This is a genomic window from bacterium (assembly GCA_040754625.1).
Taxonomy (GTDB): Bacteria; JACRDZ01; JAQUKH01; order JAQUKH01; family JAQUKH01; genus JAQUKH01.
In genome coordinates this window covers 1-19,175 of record JBFMCF010000125.1, presented here as the reverse complement: position 1 = coordinate 19,175, position 19,175 = coordinate 1, and the positions used below count along the sequence as shown (strand labels likewise).

Sequence of the window (19,175 nt, the reverse complement as noted above, 5' to 3'; positions counted from 1 at the left end):
GCCCTGAAAGAACAGGATGATAAGTATTTATGTAAACCGCGTTGCTGTGGCACGCCTGGTCTTCTCCCCAGCCGTAGCCTCCAACTTGTCCCCCGGGTAATGCCGAAAACTCATAACCATTCGGCTGGGAAAAACAAACAACTACTCCGCCCTGATTTGCAAACTCTGCCAGATTATCCTTAAAAGCCTGAGAATTATCTAAACCAATTAATCCGCCGCTTGGAATAACTAAAACTTTGGAGTGCTGGAGTAAATTCGGAAAATACGTATTAATATCAGTTAAAACCATTGACTTCTTGACAGCAGAAAGCAATTTACCCATTAAATCAGACGCGCCCTGAAGTAGTAATGTCCCGTCAGGCGTTTCCTTGTAATAATCCACTACTTGGGGCGGTAAGTTGCTCGATACGCTGAAGGATTCGTCGGGGCGGTAGGTGCCGAGGTCGGGTAATGGGCATGAATATTCAGAATAGTAAGAAACACCGCTACCATAAATTCCATATCTTCTTAATAGCCAATCTACTCTGCATGGAGGTTTTTTCCCTGTACATTTTTCCTCTTCTACATCAGATAATGCGAAAGCTTCCAATTCAAACCAAAATAAGTTACGCTCTAGAAATTTTTTTCTTTCATCATCATCCATTTCACAAACTTTATTTTCAGTATACTGTATTACATGAACATCTTCATGGAAATCGTAAACTTTTTTCATACAATCACTTGCAGTATCATAACTTTCACAATACCCTCTTACAATTTTACCTTTATAACAAGTAGTGAAAGCTATTCGGCTTCCTGTTTCTGTTTTTCCTTTTTTACATAATATATTCTCTAATTCAGCAGGGATGCGCTCTGTCGTTATATAAGTAATTATCATTTCAACTTCTTTTTCCTTTGTACTATCATAAATATAATTCCTTTCAATTTGCTGCCCATTAGCAAGTTCTATCGGAGAGTCGAGAAAATCTATATATTTATCTTCCACCCGTTTGTATATAGAAAGGTAATATTTAGCAGACGGCAGTCCTTTAATTGAATAACTTCCTGTAGAATCAATATCGGCAGATCCTCTAAACACCTCATTCTCAGACTTAACATAAACATATGCATCCTTTAAAGGTAGTCCATCAGGTGCAGTTACTTGACCAAAAATACCGGTTGGATTGTCTTCTTTTACAACGATTCTTAAATCTTTTATATCAATACTACCCATGGTATTAACACTACTATCATAAGTGTATAAATAACCTTTATATTTAATAAACAACTGCCAGTGTTCTTTTGGGGGAAGACCTTCTATTAAAAACTCTCCTGCTGCTTTCCCGACTTCTAAATAAGTTTTTTCTCCATCATACGACCATATAGTATAATTTTCCAAAGGATTAACTCCATCAGTTTTATAAACTTTTCCGCCAATTGACCCCAATTTAGATAATTTAATATCATAATTTGTTATATTTTTACCTTCTTCTAAATTAACAATATGAAAATTTTCAAAATAATATTTTAATGGTTTTTCAACTATAACTATCAAATATTTTCCAGGAGGTAATAGATTGAAAGAATAATTCCCGTTTTTATCTGTTTTTGTTTCTCCATACTTATCAAGTTCTCCAGTTCCCCTCAATCCAGCAATATTCAACCAATTAACTGATTCTAAATTATCACCTTTTAAAACCTGTATTCTAAATCCCTCTTTGCCCTCTCCCGTCTGCTCCACATATACCCTCCCCGAAATGCTCCCATAAACTTCCGCCTTTATTGTTTTTCCTGTCGAAAAAATAATCACCATACTCAAAATACTTATAAACAGCTTTTTCATTATTTACTTCCTCCTGTATTTTAATTCGTTTTTTTACAATTAATTTTTCCCAGATACTCATCAAAAATAAATCCCGGACTTATTTCCTCGCAATGACAGCTTCTGCATAGCGTTTCCGGTATAGGACCCTCCACACCAAATCCAGTATTGGCATAATTATCACTTTTTGCTATATCTTCAAAATTGTTACTATTCGATGGCCTGCTCAAATAGTCAATTTGATGTGGGGATAAAAAAAGCGCCTGATTATATTTACCCTCACACTAAATCTATTATTTGCAGAATTATTATTTTTTAGTTGATTTTCAAATTTATCACTATTAGATAATATACTGGAATTAGGTGATTTGGTGCGGGGGTGAATAACCAGACGCTTCCCGAAAAACACTTTTATGCTATTCTTATTTTCATTATCCAAGGAAATCTTTGCGGCCATCCGTTGTTTCCTTATTTTAAATAAAAATCAGCATTTATTATACAATTTTGCTATTCTGATGTCGCCTATTATTTTCAGGAGGGAGACCAGGTGAAGGGACTGCGATTGCCGCCGATTATTGCCGTTTTCCGGGAAATATCAGTTTAACCTTCATTTTTTAACTTATTAAACAACGCCGGGGCATTATCGCCGTCATTCGGATAACTTTTTATTTTATAATCGCAATCAATCTCCAATGTGCTTTTTATTCTTTCAGCGAGTTTAAAACTGTTTTCCTTACTGCTTTCGGCTATGATAATAACATATCTTTCGTGATAAACCAGGACAAAATCATCTTTCCTTCGCATGGTGTTTTTGCACTGTTTCTCAAGATTCGCGATAGTGTTTCTGTCCTTATTTGTTAACTCTTTCCTGATTTTCGGGTCAACTAATATTAATGAAAGATGAGTCCCCTCTTTTTTAACCCTTTCAATTTCCTGCTGTATTAAATCCAGATATGCCGGGTCTTCTTCGAATACGGGAATCGTGAATGAAAAAGTCGACCCTTTGCTTGGTTCCGACTCGACCCATATTTTACCGCCATGTTTTTCAACAAGTTCTCTTGCTATTACAAGCCCAAGGCCCGTCCCGCCGGTTTTATGATTGAACCCGGTTTCGAGCTGGCTGAATTTTTTAAAAAGTTTTTTCTGGTCTTCATCCGAAATTCCCGGTCCGTTGTCGCTGACAGAAATCTTTAAAAATTTTTTGTATGTTGTCTTTGATTCCTGGACTGTTTCCTTATTCTTTGAAGTTTCCGGCAGTAAATCACAAAGCAGCATTACTTTCCCTCCCGGGGGTGTAAACTTTATCGAATTCCCGATTAAATTTGTAAGTATTTGAATCATCTTGTCGGTATCGGCAAAAATGTAAGGGATATTGCCGGGTATACTGCTTTTTATTTCTATTTTATTATTTTTGGCTAAATGTTCAAAACTTGCCATTACCTGATTAACAATTTGTGAAATTGCGGCCGGCATGCGTTTTAACTTGACCTTTCCCGATTCTATTTTAGATAAATCCAAAAGGTCATTCACAATACGCACCAGCCTGTCAGAATCACTAATGGCGGTTTTAAGAAACCGGATTTGTTTTTCATTTACAGGCCCCACTGTCCCATCCGCTATAATAGAAATAATTTCCCTTATAGAGGTTAAGGGCGTTCTTAGTTCATGGTTTACAGCATTTACAAAATCGTTCTTCATCTGTTCAATTTCTTTCTCTTTTGTAATATCAGTTAAAAGCGTCGCCCTCCCGATAAATTCATTATCCAAACCGAATATCGGGGTTGACCCCATACGGACCACTCTCTTTTTAGGCACTCCCAGATCGATGATTTTTTCATCATATTCATTTTTATTCGCCTCTTTTGATAAATTTTCCAGGATAAAATCCCTCGCAAATTTATTCCCTAAATCTCTTTTTAAACCAAGCACAGCCAGCGCGGCATCATTAATAGTTATAATATTTTCCATATTATCTGTAATGATAAGGCCTTCTTTCATCCCGCCCATAATGGCTTCTATTTTTCTTTTTTCTTCTTCAACTTTATTCTTCTCCTTTTCCAGTAATTGTGCCTGTTTTATAACCATCTCTCTATCAAGCAAACTGCGCAGTCCCAGGGCAAGCTGGTCGCAAAAATTCCATAATATATTTAATTTAAACTTTGCAAAAGCATCTTTTTGTGAACTTCCAATAGCTACATAACCAATTATTTTGTCTTTCACTTCCAAATCGAATATGAAAAAAGAATTGATGGAAGACAATGCTTCTTTTCTATCAGCTACCGGGTCCTCCGCAATGTAAGTATCCACCTCCTGCCATGTTAACGAACTTGAATTTGTTAATTTTTGTATTTCCTCCTTGACTTTTTTTTTGAAATAATCATAAACAGGGTTTTCTTTATTCACAACTGAACTGCAATTTAATAAAATATACTCGTTATAAATCAACACCAGTGCTGAAAACTCACAATTAACCAGGAACGGCACATTAACAACTGTCCATGTAATCAAATGCTCCGGCCCGTCCAGAGATAAGGCGAGATTATTCATTTCATTTATTACATCAGTTATTATACGTTCTTTATGCATTTAAAGCTCTTAATCCTGTTATTAAACACCTGTTTTTATCTATAAATGGTTATTATAATCTTAATTTGTATTTTAATCAAGATTATGATATAATCATTAACTTTAATTTTTTGGAAAAGTAAAAAATGGAGACTGGACATGTTTAAGCCAAAATTATTAACCACATTAAAAGGGTATAGCCTTGAATTATTTATATCAGATTTTATAGCAGGGGTAATTGTCGGAATAGTCGCCCTTCCCCTTGCAATTGCTTTTGCGATAGCTTCCGGGGTGAGGCCGGAACAGGGGTTATACACGGCAATCGTTGCTGGTTTTCTTATATCAGCCCTTGGCGGAAGCCGCGTCCAGGTAGGCGGTCCAACGGGAGCTTTTGTTGTTATAGTCTACGGGATTATTCAGCAATACGGCATGGACGGTTTGGTAATAGCGACAATTTTGGCAGGTATAATATTAATCGTTATGGGTATCGGGAAATTCGGGTCGGCTATAAAATTTATTCCTCACCCGCTGGTAGTCGGATTTACAAGCGGTATCGCGGTCATCATTTTTTCATCACAGATAAAAGATTTCCTCGGTCTTCAGATGGGCCCGGTGCCGCCTGAATTTATCGAAAAATGGATTGCTTATTTTAAATATTTTCCGACAATCAATTATAACGAAACGGCTATCGGCCTGCTTGCCCTTTTGATTTTAATAGCCTGGCCTAAAATTACACATAAAATACCCGGTTCGCTTATAGCTATCATTGTTACCACATCTCTTGTAATTATTTTCAATATTCCCGTCCAAACCATCGGCTCAAGATTCGGGCATATATCATCTTCTCTTCCCCATCCTGTTATGCCGCATCTTGATTTCGCAATGGCAAAAAATCTTTTTAAACCCGCTTTTATCATTGCCTTGCTTGCCGGTATTGAATCCCTGCTTTCAGCTGTAGTGGCCGATGGGATGATTGGCGGCAGGCACCGTTCAAATATGGAATTAGTGGCGCAGGGTGTTGCCAACATAGCCTCGCCTATTTTCGGGGGAATACCGGCCACAGGCGCAATAGCCCGGACAGCGACCAATATCAAAAACGGCGGGCGGACCCCGGTAGCGGGAATTATTCACGCAATTGTCCTGCTTTTAATTATGCTTATTTTTGGCAAATTGGCTGAATTAATCCCAATGGCAACATTGGCATCTATATTGATAATTGTATCTTACAATATGAGTGAATGGCGTTCATTCAAGGCCCTGTTCAGGAGTCCAAAAAGCGATATTGCGATACTTCTGACGACCTTTTTTTTAACAGTAATTATTGATCTTACAGTCGCGATCCAGGTCGGCCTTTTACTCTCTGTTTTTCTCTTTATGCGCCGTATGGCCCTGGTTACAAACGTAGAAATTATAACCAAAGAGTTTGAAGATGAGGAAGGGGAAGACAGTGAAATCGGTATGCTTGGTTCAAAAATCCCAAAAGGGGTGGAAATTTATGAAATAAACGGGCCTTTTTTCTTCGGTTCAGCCTTCAAGTTCAAAGAGGCAATGCTTACTGTCGAGAAGGCCCCAAAGGTCCGAATAATCCGCATGCGAAAAGTCCCGGCGCTCGATGCCACAGGGATCCATACTATCGAAGAAGTTTATAAAGAATGCAAAAGGTACGGGATAGCCTTCATCCTTTCAGGGGTGCAAAGCCAGCCTATGGGGGCCTTAGATAAAGCCGGCTTGATTGAAAAAATAGGCCGTCAAAATATTTATGACAATTTTGAAGAATCAATGATCAGGGCACAGGAAATATTAACTTTGTTCAACCAGAAATTGTATAATTAAAGCTATTTCAAATTGGATGAAGGTTTATCTATGAGATAACCCTGCGCAAAATCAATCCCATAATCTTTAAGGAGTTCCAGCGTCCCCTTTCTCTCTACAAATTCAGCCACAGTCATAATCCTCATCCCCTTGGCCATATCTGTAATGGCCTTAACAATCAACTGGTCTTTCGGGCTGTGTTCCAGACGTTTAATAAAAGAACCGTCTATTTTAATATAGTCTATGTTCATTTCTTTTAAAAAAACAAAAGAGGTAAAACCTGCCCCAAAATCATCCAGGGAAATATTACAGCCGATTGATTTTAATGAATTAATAAATTTTACAGCTGTATTTATGTTTTTAACAGCGGCGGTTTCTGTTATTTCGAACACCAGGCGTCTGGGGTCGGCCCCTGTTTCCGCTATTTTAGATTTTAAAAAGGAAATAAATTCCATGTTTTCTATATCCTTTTCTGAAAGATTTATGCAAAAAGTTAAATCTTTTCCTTCCCGCATAGTGGCCGCCAGAACATTAATTGTTTTATCAGTGATAATCTTATCTATTAAATATATAAGCCCTAGTTTCTCTGCTGTTTCCATGAACATTGCAGGGACAGCTATGTTACCATTTTCATCGCTGAGTCTTGCCAATACCTCATAATGACGGATTTTGTTCATCTTTAAATCCATAATAGGCTGGTACCACAACTCCACCCGTTTTTCCTTCAATGCCCTTTGAATAAACTCCTTCCATTTATATTTTGAATATATCTTTTCCAAATCATGGTCTTTTGGTTTAAAAAAATGGTATTGATTCCGCCCGGATTTTTTTGCCCTATACATTGAAATATCCGAGTTTTTAAGAAGATCTTTAACAGTGGCCCCGCTTTTAGGATAAAAAGCACACCCCATACTTATGGTTGAATGAATAGCGGCATCAGAAAAAGTTAAATCTTCTATGGCCCGGCAAATTTGTTCTGCCGTTTTTTTTCCTTCTGCTTCATCACTGCAAGGCATAAAAATTGCGAATTCATCTCCACCCAGCCGCCCGACAATACTTTTCCCGGCATCCAGGTTTTTTTGCAGCAATTCAGCTATTTTGCGTAAATACTCATTTCCGGCCGTATGCCCGTATATATTATTAATAATTCTCATCCCATCAATATTAAACAGTAAAAAGACACCGGTCTTGTTAAATTTTCCGTCCCCGGAAATCCATTTATTCAGCAAATCTATAAACCAGCTCCTGTTATAAAGGCCTGTCAATTCATCACGGGAAACAAGGTTTCTAATCTTCTCTTCGGAAAGCATTCTCTCAGTAATATCTTCCTGTATAACAAGAAAATGCACAATCTTTCCTGATTCGTCAGCAATAGGATGAAGCAATGAGTAACACCAGTAATCCCTGCCATTTTTCTTTTTATTTTTAGATACACCCCGCCAGTTCCTGCCTTCTTTAATAGCCGAAATCAATTCGTTATCTTCATTTTCTTTGCCGCCGGATGAAACAAACAAATATAAGCTTTTTCCTATTAGTTCTTCCTTTGAATATCCGGTTATATATTCAAAAATAGAATTTATATTTTCAATTTTTCCTTCCCGGTTCGTGATAAATACCATATTGGTACTGTTCTCAATAACAGCAGAAAGTTTTTTTATTTCAAACTGGTCACTTTTATGCCTGGTAATATCCCGGAACGAAGCAAGATATGCGGGTTTATCCTGCCATACTGTCTCAACAATCCTCATTTCAGCAAATCCAGCCCTGCCATCTTTATAGGTAACTTCCACCTCAAAAGTCTTATCCAATTTATCTGAAAATTCCAAAATTTTATTTATAACATTTTTTATGTTAACGTCAAAAAGGGATTTCGCACTGGAATTCGAAAACCGCATAGTCCCTTCTTTATCCAGGATAATTATGCCGTCTGTGCTTTTTTCCACAATATTGAAAAAATTGATTTTGCTTTGTTCCAGTTCCTTTATATATTCTTTTTTATTAATTGCCATTTTTTTCTTTTATGCAAAAACGACTTTGTATTAATATATTATCGTCAGTTCTTTCAGGTATTTAAAGATATTAAAACAATTTTTATTTGTCAGAGCACTAGTTTCCGGAAGAAATCAACGAATAGACATGATGTAACCTGGCTGGCCGGGTTTTCTCTCTGGCGGTAATATATCTTCCCACCGATAAAGTTTCCAAACAAATCGGAACAAATTAATACAGGGTAGGTAATTAAGGCAAACCCCACTCCTGAAAAAATACGTAAAAAGATTATGAATGGAATTGGCAGGTGAATGGCTAAAAACCACTGGAGGGAAAATTTCCGGACATTTGCCCTCCAATAACCAAAAGGCAGGTTTAGAATAATGACTAAAAAAGAAATAATCCAGAGTTTCATTATAAACAATATTATATCACAGCATTTAAATTTGGCTTGACAAATTCCTTAAATATTATTGACTTTTTTTTACATAAATGTTATATTTCTTTTCAATTATGAATCCAATAAAACCGAATCTATTAGAAAAACCCGACAATTGGATAAACCAATTCCCCTTTCCCCTGGCCTACTCATTCCGGATAATGCAGAACACTACTGAAGAGGCGTTAAAATTCAACCGCATTATTGATTTATTCGAATGTATACAAAAATACAATACTATTATTTTAGTTTCCGATTACATAAAAAACAAGCGGAGAGACACTAATATAGATTTTAAACTCAATAAATACCGTCCTTCCATCGGTCACTGGTACAATATTTTCCAGGAAATAATGTTATATTTCAAAAAAGAAAATATTACGCCCTTCATCCCACAGTTTAATTCATTTTATTTTACCCCGGATGGGAATGTATCAAAAAATAAAGAAATTATTGAAGGCATCATTGAAATAAGAAATAAAAATAAAGGCCACGGCATAACACTTTCAACGAGGGCCTATAAAAATCTAATAGATGAATTATATCCTTTAATTATCACACTAATGGAAAACCTTGTCTTTTTAAAAGACTACAGGCTTATAATCATCAACAGCATCGGCTACAAAGAAGATAAATTTATCTTCAATACTTCCAATTGCATGGGACCTCATCCTGAATTTAAAAAAGAAATAATTAATTCGGGAATACCGCTCCCCGACCATCAGCTTATGCTTTATTCGACAATTTCTCCCGAGCCGAAATTTTTGCCCCTTCATCCTTACTTGATACTTATTGAATGTCCCGAATGTTCTAAAGAGGAAATGTTTTTCTTTGAAGCAAATTTAGATAACCGTAAAATTGAATATTTGTCTTATCAATATGGGCACAGGCTGCAAACAGAAGAATACAACAACGATTTCAGAAAAATATTTGTTAATTTTTCCATCGAAAAAAAACCAGTCATATCCGAAGAAGAAAAAAATATAACCGGCCTGCCTTCCAAACCCGGGCGTTTTTTAAAAAATAAATTGATCCGCTGGCTGTTAATTTTATTCTTTATCTTATTTTCAATTTCCATTCTTTTTAAATATTACTCGTCTAACAAGGCTAAAAATCAGGTTGCTGAAACACTATCTTCGTCAGATTCAATATATCTTAAAATATATGATTTTTCTAAAATCTATAAAAAATTAAAAGATAAAATTGAAAAAGAGCCGCAAAATATTATGATTTATTACAATGCCGGTATTTTATATGAAGAAAACGGCTGGATTAAAGCTGCGCTGGACCAATATAAAAAAATCAATGAAATAGACCCAAATTTCATTCTTGCCAGGAAAAAAATCGAAGAGATCTCCATTAAAATTGATAATTTCAATACAATGTTTAAAGATTATGAAAATTATGTCCAGTCTTCTCACAAAAATTTAAATTTAATTTCTGAAATAGCTTACAAATTTTTCCAATTTGGAGACTTTCCTCTTTCAATTGCCGAATACGAAAAAATCCTTTCAGTTACAAGCGATAATTTAAACTGCTGGCTGAACTTAAGCCTGGCATATACATTGCAGGGTAATTACTCTAAATCAATTGAAATATTAAAAAATGCTTTAGTATTTTTTCCAAATTCTGAAAGAATTTATTTTAATCTGGGATTAAATTATGAGTTAAGCGGCCAGGAAACTACAGCTATTGAAAATTATCTTCAGGCAGCAAAAATAAATTCGAACTTCGCCCCGGTTTATTACAGCCTGGCGGATGTTTATAACGATAAAAACGAACAAGCCAAAGCTGTTGAAAACCTTAATAAATTTTTATCCTTTTCTTTTGACAGGGAATGGACAGAAAAAGCACAACTAAAATTAAAAACTTTGCAAAAAAGCAATTAATTTAACTCCTTGAACACCATATATCCATTTTTCATTTTAATCAGGCTGTTTCTTATATCTGTCTGCCGGGGATCCAGTTCAAGTGATTTTTCAAGTTCACGTATCGCATTGTCATATTCTTTGTCTTTAAAATATATTTTCCCGAGATATTTATGCGCAACAGGCGATTGATTAATAGCGGCGGCTTTAATAAATTTTTCTTTTGCCTTTTCAAATTCGCCTTTTTCATAAAGACCAATTCCTTCTGAGAGAAGAGGTATTAAGAACTCCTCTTCATTGGCTTTTGTTGACTCTAATTTATCATTTATTATATTTAAAAAATTACGCGCTTCAATATCCTGATTATTTATGCTGAGGATCTTTTCCCACTGTTTTTTCGATTCAATATACATTTTTTTCTGCAAATAAACAAGGCCCAAATATTTTAACGCCTTGACATCATCAGGTGTTTCATTAAGGATCCCTAATAAAGTATTTTTGGAATCCTCAATTTCACCCTTATTTATTGCTGATTCAATTGCTTTAAATAAATTTTCTTTTTCAATATTATAATGCAAAACTTTTACTTCTTTTTTTATGCCTTCTGAAATAATATTTGCAACCCTTTTGAGACCTTCTTTGGCCTGAACATAATCAGGTTTTAAACGGATTGCTTTACGGTATTCTATACTTGCCTTATCAAAAATTTTTTTTGCTTCATAAACAGCCCCAAGCCCATAGAAGGCTTCCGGGATATTTTCCCTGAAGGTAATTGCCTGAAGAAATTTATCAAGGGACAGGGAATAATTTTCATGGTTATAATAATACCATCCGAGCTCCAGGCTCGCCTGTATCTTGGCGTTTATATCATCCAGCATAAAGACATGTTCAAAATATTTTAGTGCTTTACTTGCTTCATTAACTTTGATATTTGCAATTCCAAGCCCGATATATGCCATTGCATAAGTCTTATTTATGCCAATTATTTTCTGGAATACTTTTTCAGCCTCAGCATATTTTCCCGTCCTTAAAAAGAGCATCCCTTTTCCCTGGAGGGCCTCAATATAATTTGGATTAATCGAAAGCGCTTGTTCAAAATTCTTCAGGGCATTTTCATAACCGCCGTTTTCCAGGTGAATCCACCCCAAATTTTTATAGGCATATATCAGTTTTTCTTTTTCTTTACCGGTTTTTTCCTTGTCGACAATTTTCTCATATTTTGCCTGTGTTTCTTTATTAATAGATTTATACACCTCTTCTAAATATTTTTGCACATTTTCATTTTGCGGAAACATTTCAATTGATTTTAAAAAGTTATTTTTTGCGCTCTCCCATTTCTTTGCGCTAAAATATATTTCTCCTAATTTCTGGTATGGGAGATAATAATACGGGTCAACATTAACAGCTTTATTAAAATATTTTTCGGCTTCCGCTAAATTCCCTTTTCCAAAAAACAAATCCCCGATTCCTACAAAACCTTCCCTTATAGCTTCGTAATCATTGCCGAGATTAATTGCCTTGTTAAAATATTCCATGGCTTTGTTATTATCATTTTGTTCGACATAATATCTTGCTATGCCTATGTATGCCAGAGCAATTTCATGTTTCTTCAAAATGTTTTCATATATTTTTTTCGCATCTTTAAATCTGCCTTTTTCCCAGTAAATTTTGGCCAAACCAATTGAAGAGGGGTAATAAAGCGGGTCAATCTTTAGAGATTTGCGGTATGTTTTTCCCGCCTCATCATATTTTTTCTCCTTTAACAAAATGTCAGCCGTGATTTGATAATAAAATTTCTTAATCTTCGGAGGTAAATCATTTTCCAAATCAATCGTTTGTAAAATATTATGTGCCTGTTCAATCTGGCCGTTGATAAAATATAAATTTCCAAGATTAATCTTTGCCAGAGAATAATTAGGTTTGATGTTAAGTATATTCTTATATTCATCCTCCGCCTTAACGAAATTATTTTCTTTCATATATATATATCCTAAATTATTTTTGGCTTCTATATAGTAATTATTTTTCCCAAGCGCCTGGCTGTAATAATCCTTCGCGGAACCATAATTTCCCAAAAGCAGAAAACAATCGCCGATTTTTTTGCTGATATGCGCCTGTGAAATATTTAAAAGTTCATCTTTTTTGAAAACCTGCGAATATACGCCGCGCGCATTCTTCCAGAGATTAATTTTCAATTCATCCTTTACAGCAAGCGGAATAAGAAAATACTCCTTAAATTTATCTTTATTCTCAGGCATGGACTCTTCAATCAACTCACCAATATTCTCAACATATTCTATGTTTTCCAGGGAATCCGTCAGGCTGTCTTTCAGGAAAAGAATACTGTTGGATATTTTATTGCTTAATAACTTGCTTATCCATGGATAAAACCTGTCACTGTAAATTGCGACAGAAAAATTGGAATTTATATTAAGTTCTTTTTGCAATAAATTAATTGATGCCAAATAATTCCCGGACGCAAATTCCTGTTCTGCTTTCTGGTATAATTTATTCATACGGTTGAAAAAAATCGGAACAGCATTTTCCCTGCCGGTGTTCGTTATTCCTTTTACCACAACTTCCGCCTTAATCAAAGGATCGATTGAAATTCCGTTTTCAGGGGCTGTTTGTATTTTTAAATTAAGCTGGTTCGCGATACTGCCTATAAACTGAATACCGCTGACTAAAATCAGATTTATTCCAACTATAAGCAAAATATTATTAATGTAGTATTTAAACAAAATACCGATGTTTATTTTTTTACCTTCTATTTCTTTCCTTTTCCCGGGGAAAATAGTGGGTAAATTTAAACGTCTTGCCAAAAAATTTTCGCTTTCAATAAAAAGTAAATTCGCTATTAAAAAAGCCACGAAATAAATCAGATTATTCGGATTATATAAATAAAAAGTATAGGTGCGGTAATATCCTATCTCACCACCCAGGATTATAAATAAAATAATATTAACAAGGGAGAATAAACTAAAAAATATCAATACTTTAATTAAAATATTGAACGAAAGCAGATAAACGTTATTGGCACGGGTCCCAATGATATTATTTTCTTCAGCATCAAATAACCACAGGGCGCGGATAAAAATATAATACATAAGAATACAAACAAAAATCCCAAGGCTGATTATTATTCCAGGTATAAATATGGTAAAAGAAACATAGATAAAAAACAGGAAAATGGAATTAGTCTGCGGGCCTATAAATAAAAGAATAGTGTTAGAAATGAAATCAAAAAGTCTTATAATTACAAGAAAATTGAAAATTATCAAAGAAGCAGCTATTATCAGTTTTTCTTTCCAATAATGAATTGAAGTGTCCATTTCCACGCTCCGGAAATACTTTAGAGCCTCTAACTATCCTTCAAGATTTTGATAAAATCTCCTGCGGCATATCGTTATATTTCTCTAATATTTCCTTGATTTCTTTATATGTGCCGAAAAACGCATTTACGATATCCGGGTCAAAATGCCGGCTGGATTCTTTTTTGATAATTTCGCAGACCTCATCATAAGACATGGCGGATTTATAGCATCTTCTGTTTATAAGCGCGTCAAACACATCTGCTAACGCGACAATTCTGCCTGAAAGGGGAATCTCATTACCTTTTAGTTTATTTGGATATCCGGTCCCGTCATATTTTTCGTGATGCGTCAGCGCGATATCTTTTGACATCTTCAAAACCTGCCCTTTGGCATTTGATAAAATACGTGCCCCTATAACAGTATGCTGTTCAATAATTTTTCTTTCTTCAATATCCAGCCTCCCCGGCTTTAAAAGGACAGCGTCAGGGATACCCACCTTTCCGATATCATGCATCGGGCTTGCATAAAGAATAAGTTCCAGTTCATTCTCATTAAGCCCCAGTTTTCTTCCCAATGTTACAGAATAATTACTCACTCTTTGAATATGCATGCCTGTATCTTTATCTTTTGATTCTGCCGCCTCTGATAAACAGTAAATAGTATCAAGATACGCTTCTTTTAAAGCCTTGTTCAGCTGCGCGTTTTTTATCGCTATAGCGGCTTGTGATCCTAATGAACAAACAAGCTCTTCAATCATTTTTCCTGGAAATGATATTATATTTCCAAATTCATCCAGCGCATTAATTAATTGGATTACTCCTATTACTTTATTTTCGTTATCTTTCAAAGGGACAACCAGCATTGATTTGGATCTATACCGGTTGCGCTGGTCATAATCGAGATTAATCTTATATTCCATGTTTTTCGGGATTTCATAAACATCCGGAATATTAAGGATCTCGCCGGTTAAAGCCGTATAACCGGATACGCTTTCCTTAGTTATCGGTAAACTGAATGTTTTAAATAACTCTTTAATTTTTGCCTCGCCCAGCCGTTTCGTCAATGTATCATTCTGGCTTACGACAAAATCCAAAAAATTGTCCCTCTTTATATAAAGACTGCCGGCATCACAATTAACGAGATTCCTTGCCTCGCGGACAATCATTTCAAGAAGCCTGTCCAGATTTTGTTCACTGGTCAATGCAATACCGATTTTATTCAATTTATGGACCTGTTTTTCAAGATATCCGTTTTCCACAAAAACTCCTCTCCAGTGATATGTTACACACTATTCCCCTTACCCCTTCTTTCCAGATTCAGGCGGGGCCGGGTCAATAATTTCATAATCGGCTTCAACAGCTTTTTCTTTGTCATAATATTTTTTCTCTTGTTTAGCGGTATTAAATCTGATAAACTCGATTTTGCCCTGGTCGCTTATAAAATAATTAAGAATTCCGCTCACAACGGATATGAACAATGCTCCTAAAACCGCCGGGCCGAAACCATGAATTTTGAATCCATCGCCCATAAACCACGAAACCAGATAAAGCATTGAACCGTTGATTACAAGCGTAAACAATCCTAGGGTCACAACATTAAAAGGCAGTGTCCATACAAATACTAAAGGCCTTATTACGGCATTGACTATGCCCAAAACAAACGCGGCGATAAATGCAGTCGGTATATCCTTTATTTCTATTCCTTCAAAAAAATAAGAAGCGGCGATTAACGCAAGACTACTTGACAGCCACCGCGCAAAAAAACCTTTTTTAAACATATTTTTCTTTCTTTAAACCCCTCTTAATCTCGCTTATCAGGGGAGAAATTTGCATTGTTCTTCATGTAAATACAATTGATGCATACCCCACCACATCATCCATCGGCTGTATATCCCCTGAATGGCCGTAATGGAGAAGTTCCCCATTCACGGAACCTAAAGCTTTCACCGCGGAAATAACTGTTCCGACAGGCCCGTATCCGCACATGCTGATATTATATCTCTGGATATTTTTCATCATAAGAGAAACATCGAGATTCTCGATTGCGGATATCGCCAGTGAATCATTCTTTTTGGCAGTCTTTGGCGGAACATAATGTGAAAAATCCGAAGAGGCAATAAAAACTATTTTTTGACCCCATGATACAGCGGTTTTACCCAGAAATCCGCCCAGTTCCAGTACAGTATCCAAATCCTGTTTCATGAGACAGACGGGAACAAAATCAAAATCGGGAAAAATATATTGCAGAAAAGGCAATTGCACCTCGATCGAATGTTCATAAATATGGGCGTCTTCATCGATATCAACCAAATTACTTTCGCCTATTTTTTCAGCCAGGTTCTTGTTTATCTTTACCCTGCCCAGCGGTGTTTCCCATGCTCCGTCAGGAGGATATAAACTTACATAACTTCCCCGCCCCGTGTGATTCGGTCCTAAAATAACAAAAGTACTATGTCCTTTGATATTATTCTTCATTGCCTGATAAAACCATGCGGCAACAGGCCCCGAAAACATGTAGCCGGCGTGAGGGACAACACCGCCGTATATGATTTTATCCACGGCTGCGACATGTCCTGCGTAGTTCCTGGGGCCAAAAGGAGATTCAAAACAGGCTGCTATTTCCTTTTTCAGCCCGGCCTCGGTCCCTGAATAAAATCTGCCGGCAACAGCCGGTTTTCGTATTAAAGTATTCATTTTGATATAATTATAAGTTGATATTTACAGCGTGTCAATAAGTTAACACAAATCATGGTTTGTTATTTTTTTTAGAATTTGAATTAACAAAATCCTTAACATCCTGAACGCCTGATTTTACCTTATGAAGCAGTTTTCTCGCCCATACAAATTCTCCCGCGAGAATTGCGAGCCCGAGAGGTATTACTAATATCGCAGGACCCGGCAAAATTATCATTACAATCCCTATAATTAATATAGTAAATCCAATAACAACCATTATTATTCTTTTCGCGTGCTTTATAGCTGTATTTACAATTTCTTTCATAGTTAACACCTTTTAAAATTTATGTTATAATTTTATCATGAATGCTGTTATAATTTCTACTCCTATAAATAAAAAAATAATTAAAAATTTAAAGCCAGGGGATAAAGTTAAAATAAGCGGAACGTTTTATATCGCCCGCGACCAGGCGCATAAAAAGTTAATCGAACTGATTAAAAACGGCAAAAAACCGCCATTCCATCTTGACGGCCAAATCATCTATTACTGCGGGCCGACACCCGCCCGGAAAGGAGAAATTATAGGCTCGGCAGGCCCTACCACAAGCAAACGAATGGACCCGTTCACGCCTGTTTTACTGGAACACGGGATCAAGGGAACAATCGGGAAAGGAACAAGGTCTAAAGAAGTAACAAACGCCATAAAAAAATACAAAGCGGTATATTTTGTGACTTACGGCGGCGCCGGTGCGTATCTTCGCCAGTTTATCGTAAAAAACGAGCTGATAGCCTACCCCGAACTCGGCCCTGAAGCCATCCGAAAAATCACCGTCAAAAATTTCCCGGCGTATGTTGGGATTGTGTAAACAGAAACCCCCTATACCTTACTTATCCCCCCCCCTGAGGAACTGCAACTGCAGTTATGAACCATGCGGCAGTCCTTTTTTTAGATATTGAAACCCTGTTAAGGATGTGCTATAATTTTTTTGTTATCCTGAAAACGTATATATTAATATTTATCCAGAAAGGGGGAATTTATGGTTAAACAGTATAAAACATTTGTTGGTTTAGGCCTTGTTTTCGTGTTTTTGATTCTTGGCGGAACTATATGTATGCCGGGTGATTCACCGGCCGGGTCTGATTATACGCCTACAATAACGGCTTCTCCGCTGGAAGGATGCGCGCCGCTGGCAGTAACTTTTCGTTACACAATCGGGTCTAACACGGAATATCATAATATCAATGGCGCAAGTCTTGACATTTGCGGCCCGGCGGATACTTATCAGAATTTAATGCCTTACATTCAAATAGGCGATTATGATGTTGTGGTCACATTTAGTGTGCCGGGCACGTATACTGCCGCAGTTACCATAAATTACAACGGCGGTCGAACAGGTGAGTCTCAAGCAGTTACAATAACAGTTCGGGATTGTGACACAGCAACCATCACCGATACGACTGACGCAGACACAACAGCTACTGACGATACAACGTTCAGCCACAATCCAAACAGCAGCTTAACCTGCCGTTCATGCCATCTATTCAGCTGTCCTGGTTATACCACAAACAGCGAGTGCAGATCGTGCCATACGAATAAGTAAACCCGGAGCGCATGTCAATCAGTATCAACGGTTAATTAAAAATCCTCCCTGTTTTTCATAAGCAGGGAGGATTTTTTTATGGAGATACCCCGTCGGAATAGGGTATAATTACCCTATGCTGAGAAAATATATTGAAAGCATAGCAAGTGAAATAAAGAAAGAACCTTCTCCATTGTTTCCCGCGGGGGTCCTTTTAATTTCCGTGATTACGTTAACGATGACGGTTGATAAGCGGCTTATATCCTTCCTGAGCCCTTTGATTCCCGCTGTACCGTATTTGAAAGCTTTAACCCCGTACTATATAATTTGTTTTTTTCTGCTTTTTGTGATTCCCTGTGTTTTTCTTAAGATAAACGGCAAAAAACTCGGTGATTTCGGGCTTACGTTTGGAAAACTTGAAACGGCATTGCCGTTATTTATGGTATTTTTTGTTTCATTGACGGTTATAGCTTACATAACGTCAAAAATTAGTTCCGTCGGGAATTTCTATAGCGCTTCCGCGGCCGCAGACCCGAAGGAAATACTGGTTTTATTCATATCGGAATTCCTGCTTATGTGGAGCTGGGAATTCATGTTCAGGGGTTTCATGGTCCAGGGGTTAAGGGATTATACAGGGGGGCTTTCCATATTTATCCAGCTGATCCCGTATGTTCTGCTCCACTTTAACAAACCCCAGTCGGAACTTTACGCCTCGGTTATATTTGGAATTTTTTTCGGGTATTTCGCATATACCACAAGGTCTTTTGTCTATCTTGTATTTTTGCATGCTTATTACTCAACTCTTGTGTGTGTATTAATTTAAATAGAGCATTCTAAGCACATGACCTAGGACGGTGTACGGGTGAACGGACGCCTACGGGGTGGATGGGGGGTGGATGGATGGGGACGGGATAGGGGGACGTTGGTGCAGAAATTGCTTGACAGCGACAAGATGTTAATATAAACTATAAAAGTTATGCCAAGATGCCCAAGATTAGATGCTCCGGGTACCCTGCACCATGTAATAGCAAGAGGTATTGAGCGAAAAGAAATATTTAAAAAAGAAACCGATTATTCCGACTTCCTCAAAAGACTGGAATTGGTTGCCGCGAAATGTAATCTGCAAATATAC

14 protein-coding genes are annotated in these 19,175 nt (G+C 36.7%); 5 read left to right on the top strand and 9 right to left on the bottom strand.

Annotated elements, in window-relative coordinates; translation table 11 throughout:
* On the bottom strand, nt 1-1,822 hold a 1,822-nt coding region (locus AB1498_12225), incomplete at its 3' end, for a carboxypeptidase-like regulatory domain-containing protein (GenBank protein ID MEW6089059.1).
* A 579-nt stretch (nt 1,823-2,401) separates the two neighbouring features.
* Complete coding sequence (locus AB1498_12220) at nt 2,402-4,387, bottom strand: ATP-binding protein (protein MEW6089058.1); 1,986 nt, start codon at nt 4,385-4,387, stop codon at nt 2,402-2,404.
* Nucleotides 4,388-4,525: 138 nt separating this feature from the next.
* Between AB1498_12220 and sulP the strand changes: the two genes are divergently transcribed.
* Nucleotides 4,526-6,199, top strand: a complete 1,674-nt coding sequence (gene sulP / locus AB1498_12215) for a sulfate permease (GenBank protein MEW6089057.1) — start codon at nt 4,526-4,528, stop codon at nt 6,197-6,199.
* Nucleotides 6,200-6,201: 2 nt separating this feature from the next.
* On the opposite strand, the gene AB1498_12210 is transcribed toward sulP, so the two are convergent.
* Nucleotides 6,202-8,187, bottom strand: a complete 1,986-nt coding sequence (locus AB1498_12210) for an EAL domain-containing protein (protein MEW6089056.1) — start codon at nt 8,185-8,187, stop codon at nt 6,202-6,204.
* Nucleotides 8,188-8,276: 89 nt separating this feature from the next.
* The gene (locus AB1498_12205; GenBank protein ID MEW6089055.1) at nt 8,277-8,582 is read right to left on the bottom strand and encodes a hypothetical protein; all 306 of its coding nucleotides are present in this window, start codon (nt 8,580-8,582) and stop codon (nt 8,277-8,279) included.
* Nucleotides 8,583-8,767: 185 nt separating this feature from the next.
* Here AB1498_12205 and AB1498_12200 point away from each other — a divergent pair, with 185 nt between their 5' ends.
* Nucleotides 8,768-10,495 carry a hypothetical protein gene (locus AB1498_12200; GenBank protein MEW6089054.1) on the top strand — a complete coding sequence of 576 codons (1,728 nt, stop codon included), beginning with the start codon at nt 8,768-8,770 and terminating at the stop codon, nt 10,493-10,495.
* Here the strand turns inward: AB1498_12200 and AB1498_12195 are convergent.
* The 5 genes from AB1498_12195 to AB1498_12175 all read right to left on the bottom strand — a co-directional run bounded on the left by AB1498_12195 (nt 10,492) and on the right by AB1498_12175 (nt 16,788).
* Nucleotides 10,492-13,806: a tetratricopeptide repeat protein gene (locus AB1498_12195; GenBank protein ID MEW6089053.1), complete on the bottom strand. Its 3,315-nt coding sequence runs from the start codon at nt 13,804-13,806 to the stop codon at nt 10,492-10,494. The genes AB1498_12200 and AB1498_12195 overlap by 4 nt on opposite strands.
* 40 nt (nt 13,807-13,846) lie before the next feature.
* Nucleotides 13,847-15,046 (bottom strand): HD domain-containing phosphohydrolase, encoded by a 1,200-nt coding sequence (locus AB1498_12190; GenBank protein ID MEW6089052.1) that lies wholly within the window; start codon nt 15,044-15,046, stop codon nt 13,847-13,849.
* A gap of 39 nt (nt 15,047-15,085) precedes the next feature.
* Nucleotides 15,086-15,565, bottom strand: a complete 480-nt coding sequence (locus tag AB1498_12185; GenBank protein ID MEW6089051.1) for a phage holin family protein — start codon at nt 15,563-15,565, stop codon at nt 15,086-15,088.
* 61 nt (nt 15,566-15,626) lie between these two features.
* Nucleotides 15,627-16,481: an MEMO1 family protein gene (locus AB1498_12180; GenBank protein ID MEW6089050.1), complete on the bottom strand. Its 855-nt coding sequence runs from the start codon at nt 16,479-16,481 to the stop codon at nt 15,627-15,629.
* A gap of 52 nt (nt 16,482-16,533) precedes the next feature.
* A complete protein-coding gene (locus AB1498_12175; GenBank protein MEW6089049.1) occupies nt 16,534-16,788 on the bottom strand; it encodes a PGPGW domain-containing protein in 255 nt (84 codons plus the stop codon).
* A gap of 37 nt (nt 16,789-16,825) precedes the next feature.
* Here AB1498_12175 and AB1498_12170 point away from each other — a divergent pair, with 37 nt between their 5' ends.
* The 3 genes from AB1498_12170 to AB1498_12160 all read left to right on the top strand — a co-directional run bounded on the left by AB1498_12170 (nt 16,826) and on the right by AB1498_12160 (nt 18,866).
* Nucleotides 16,826-17,329, top strand: a complete 504-nt coding sequence (locus AB1498_12170) for a FumA C-terminus/TtdB family hydratase beta subunit (GenBank protein ID MEW6089048.1) — start codon at nt 16,826-16,828, stop codon at nt 17,327-17,329.
* Nucleotides 17,330-17,500: 171 nt separating this feature from the next.
* A complete protein-coding gene (locus AB1498_12165) occupies nt 17,501-18,064 on the top strand; it encodes a hypothetical protein (GenBank protein MEW6089047.1) in 564 nt (187 codons plus the stop codon).
* 115 nt (nt 18,065-18,179) lie between these two features.
* Nucleotides 18,180-18,866: a CPBP family intramembrane glutamic endopeptidase gene (locus AB1498_12160; protein MEW6089046.1), complete on the top strand. Its 687-nt coding sequence runs from the start codon at nt 18,180-18,182 to the stop codon at nt 18,864-18,866.
* The last annotated feature ends 309 nt before the right edge of the window (nt 18,867-19,175 follow it).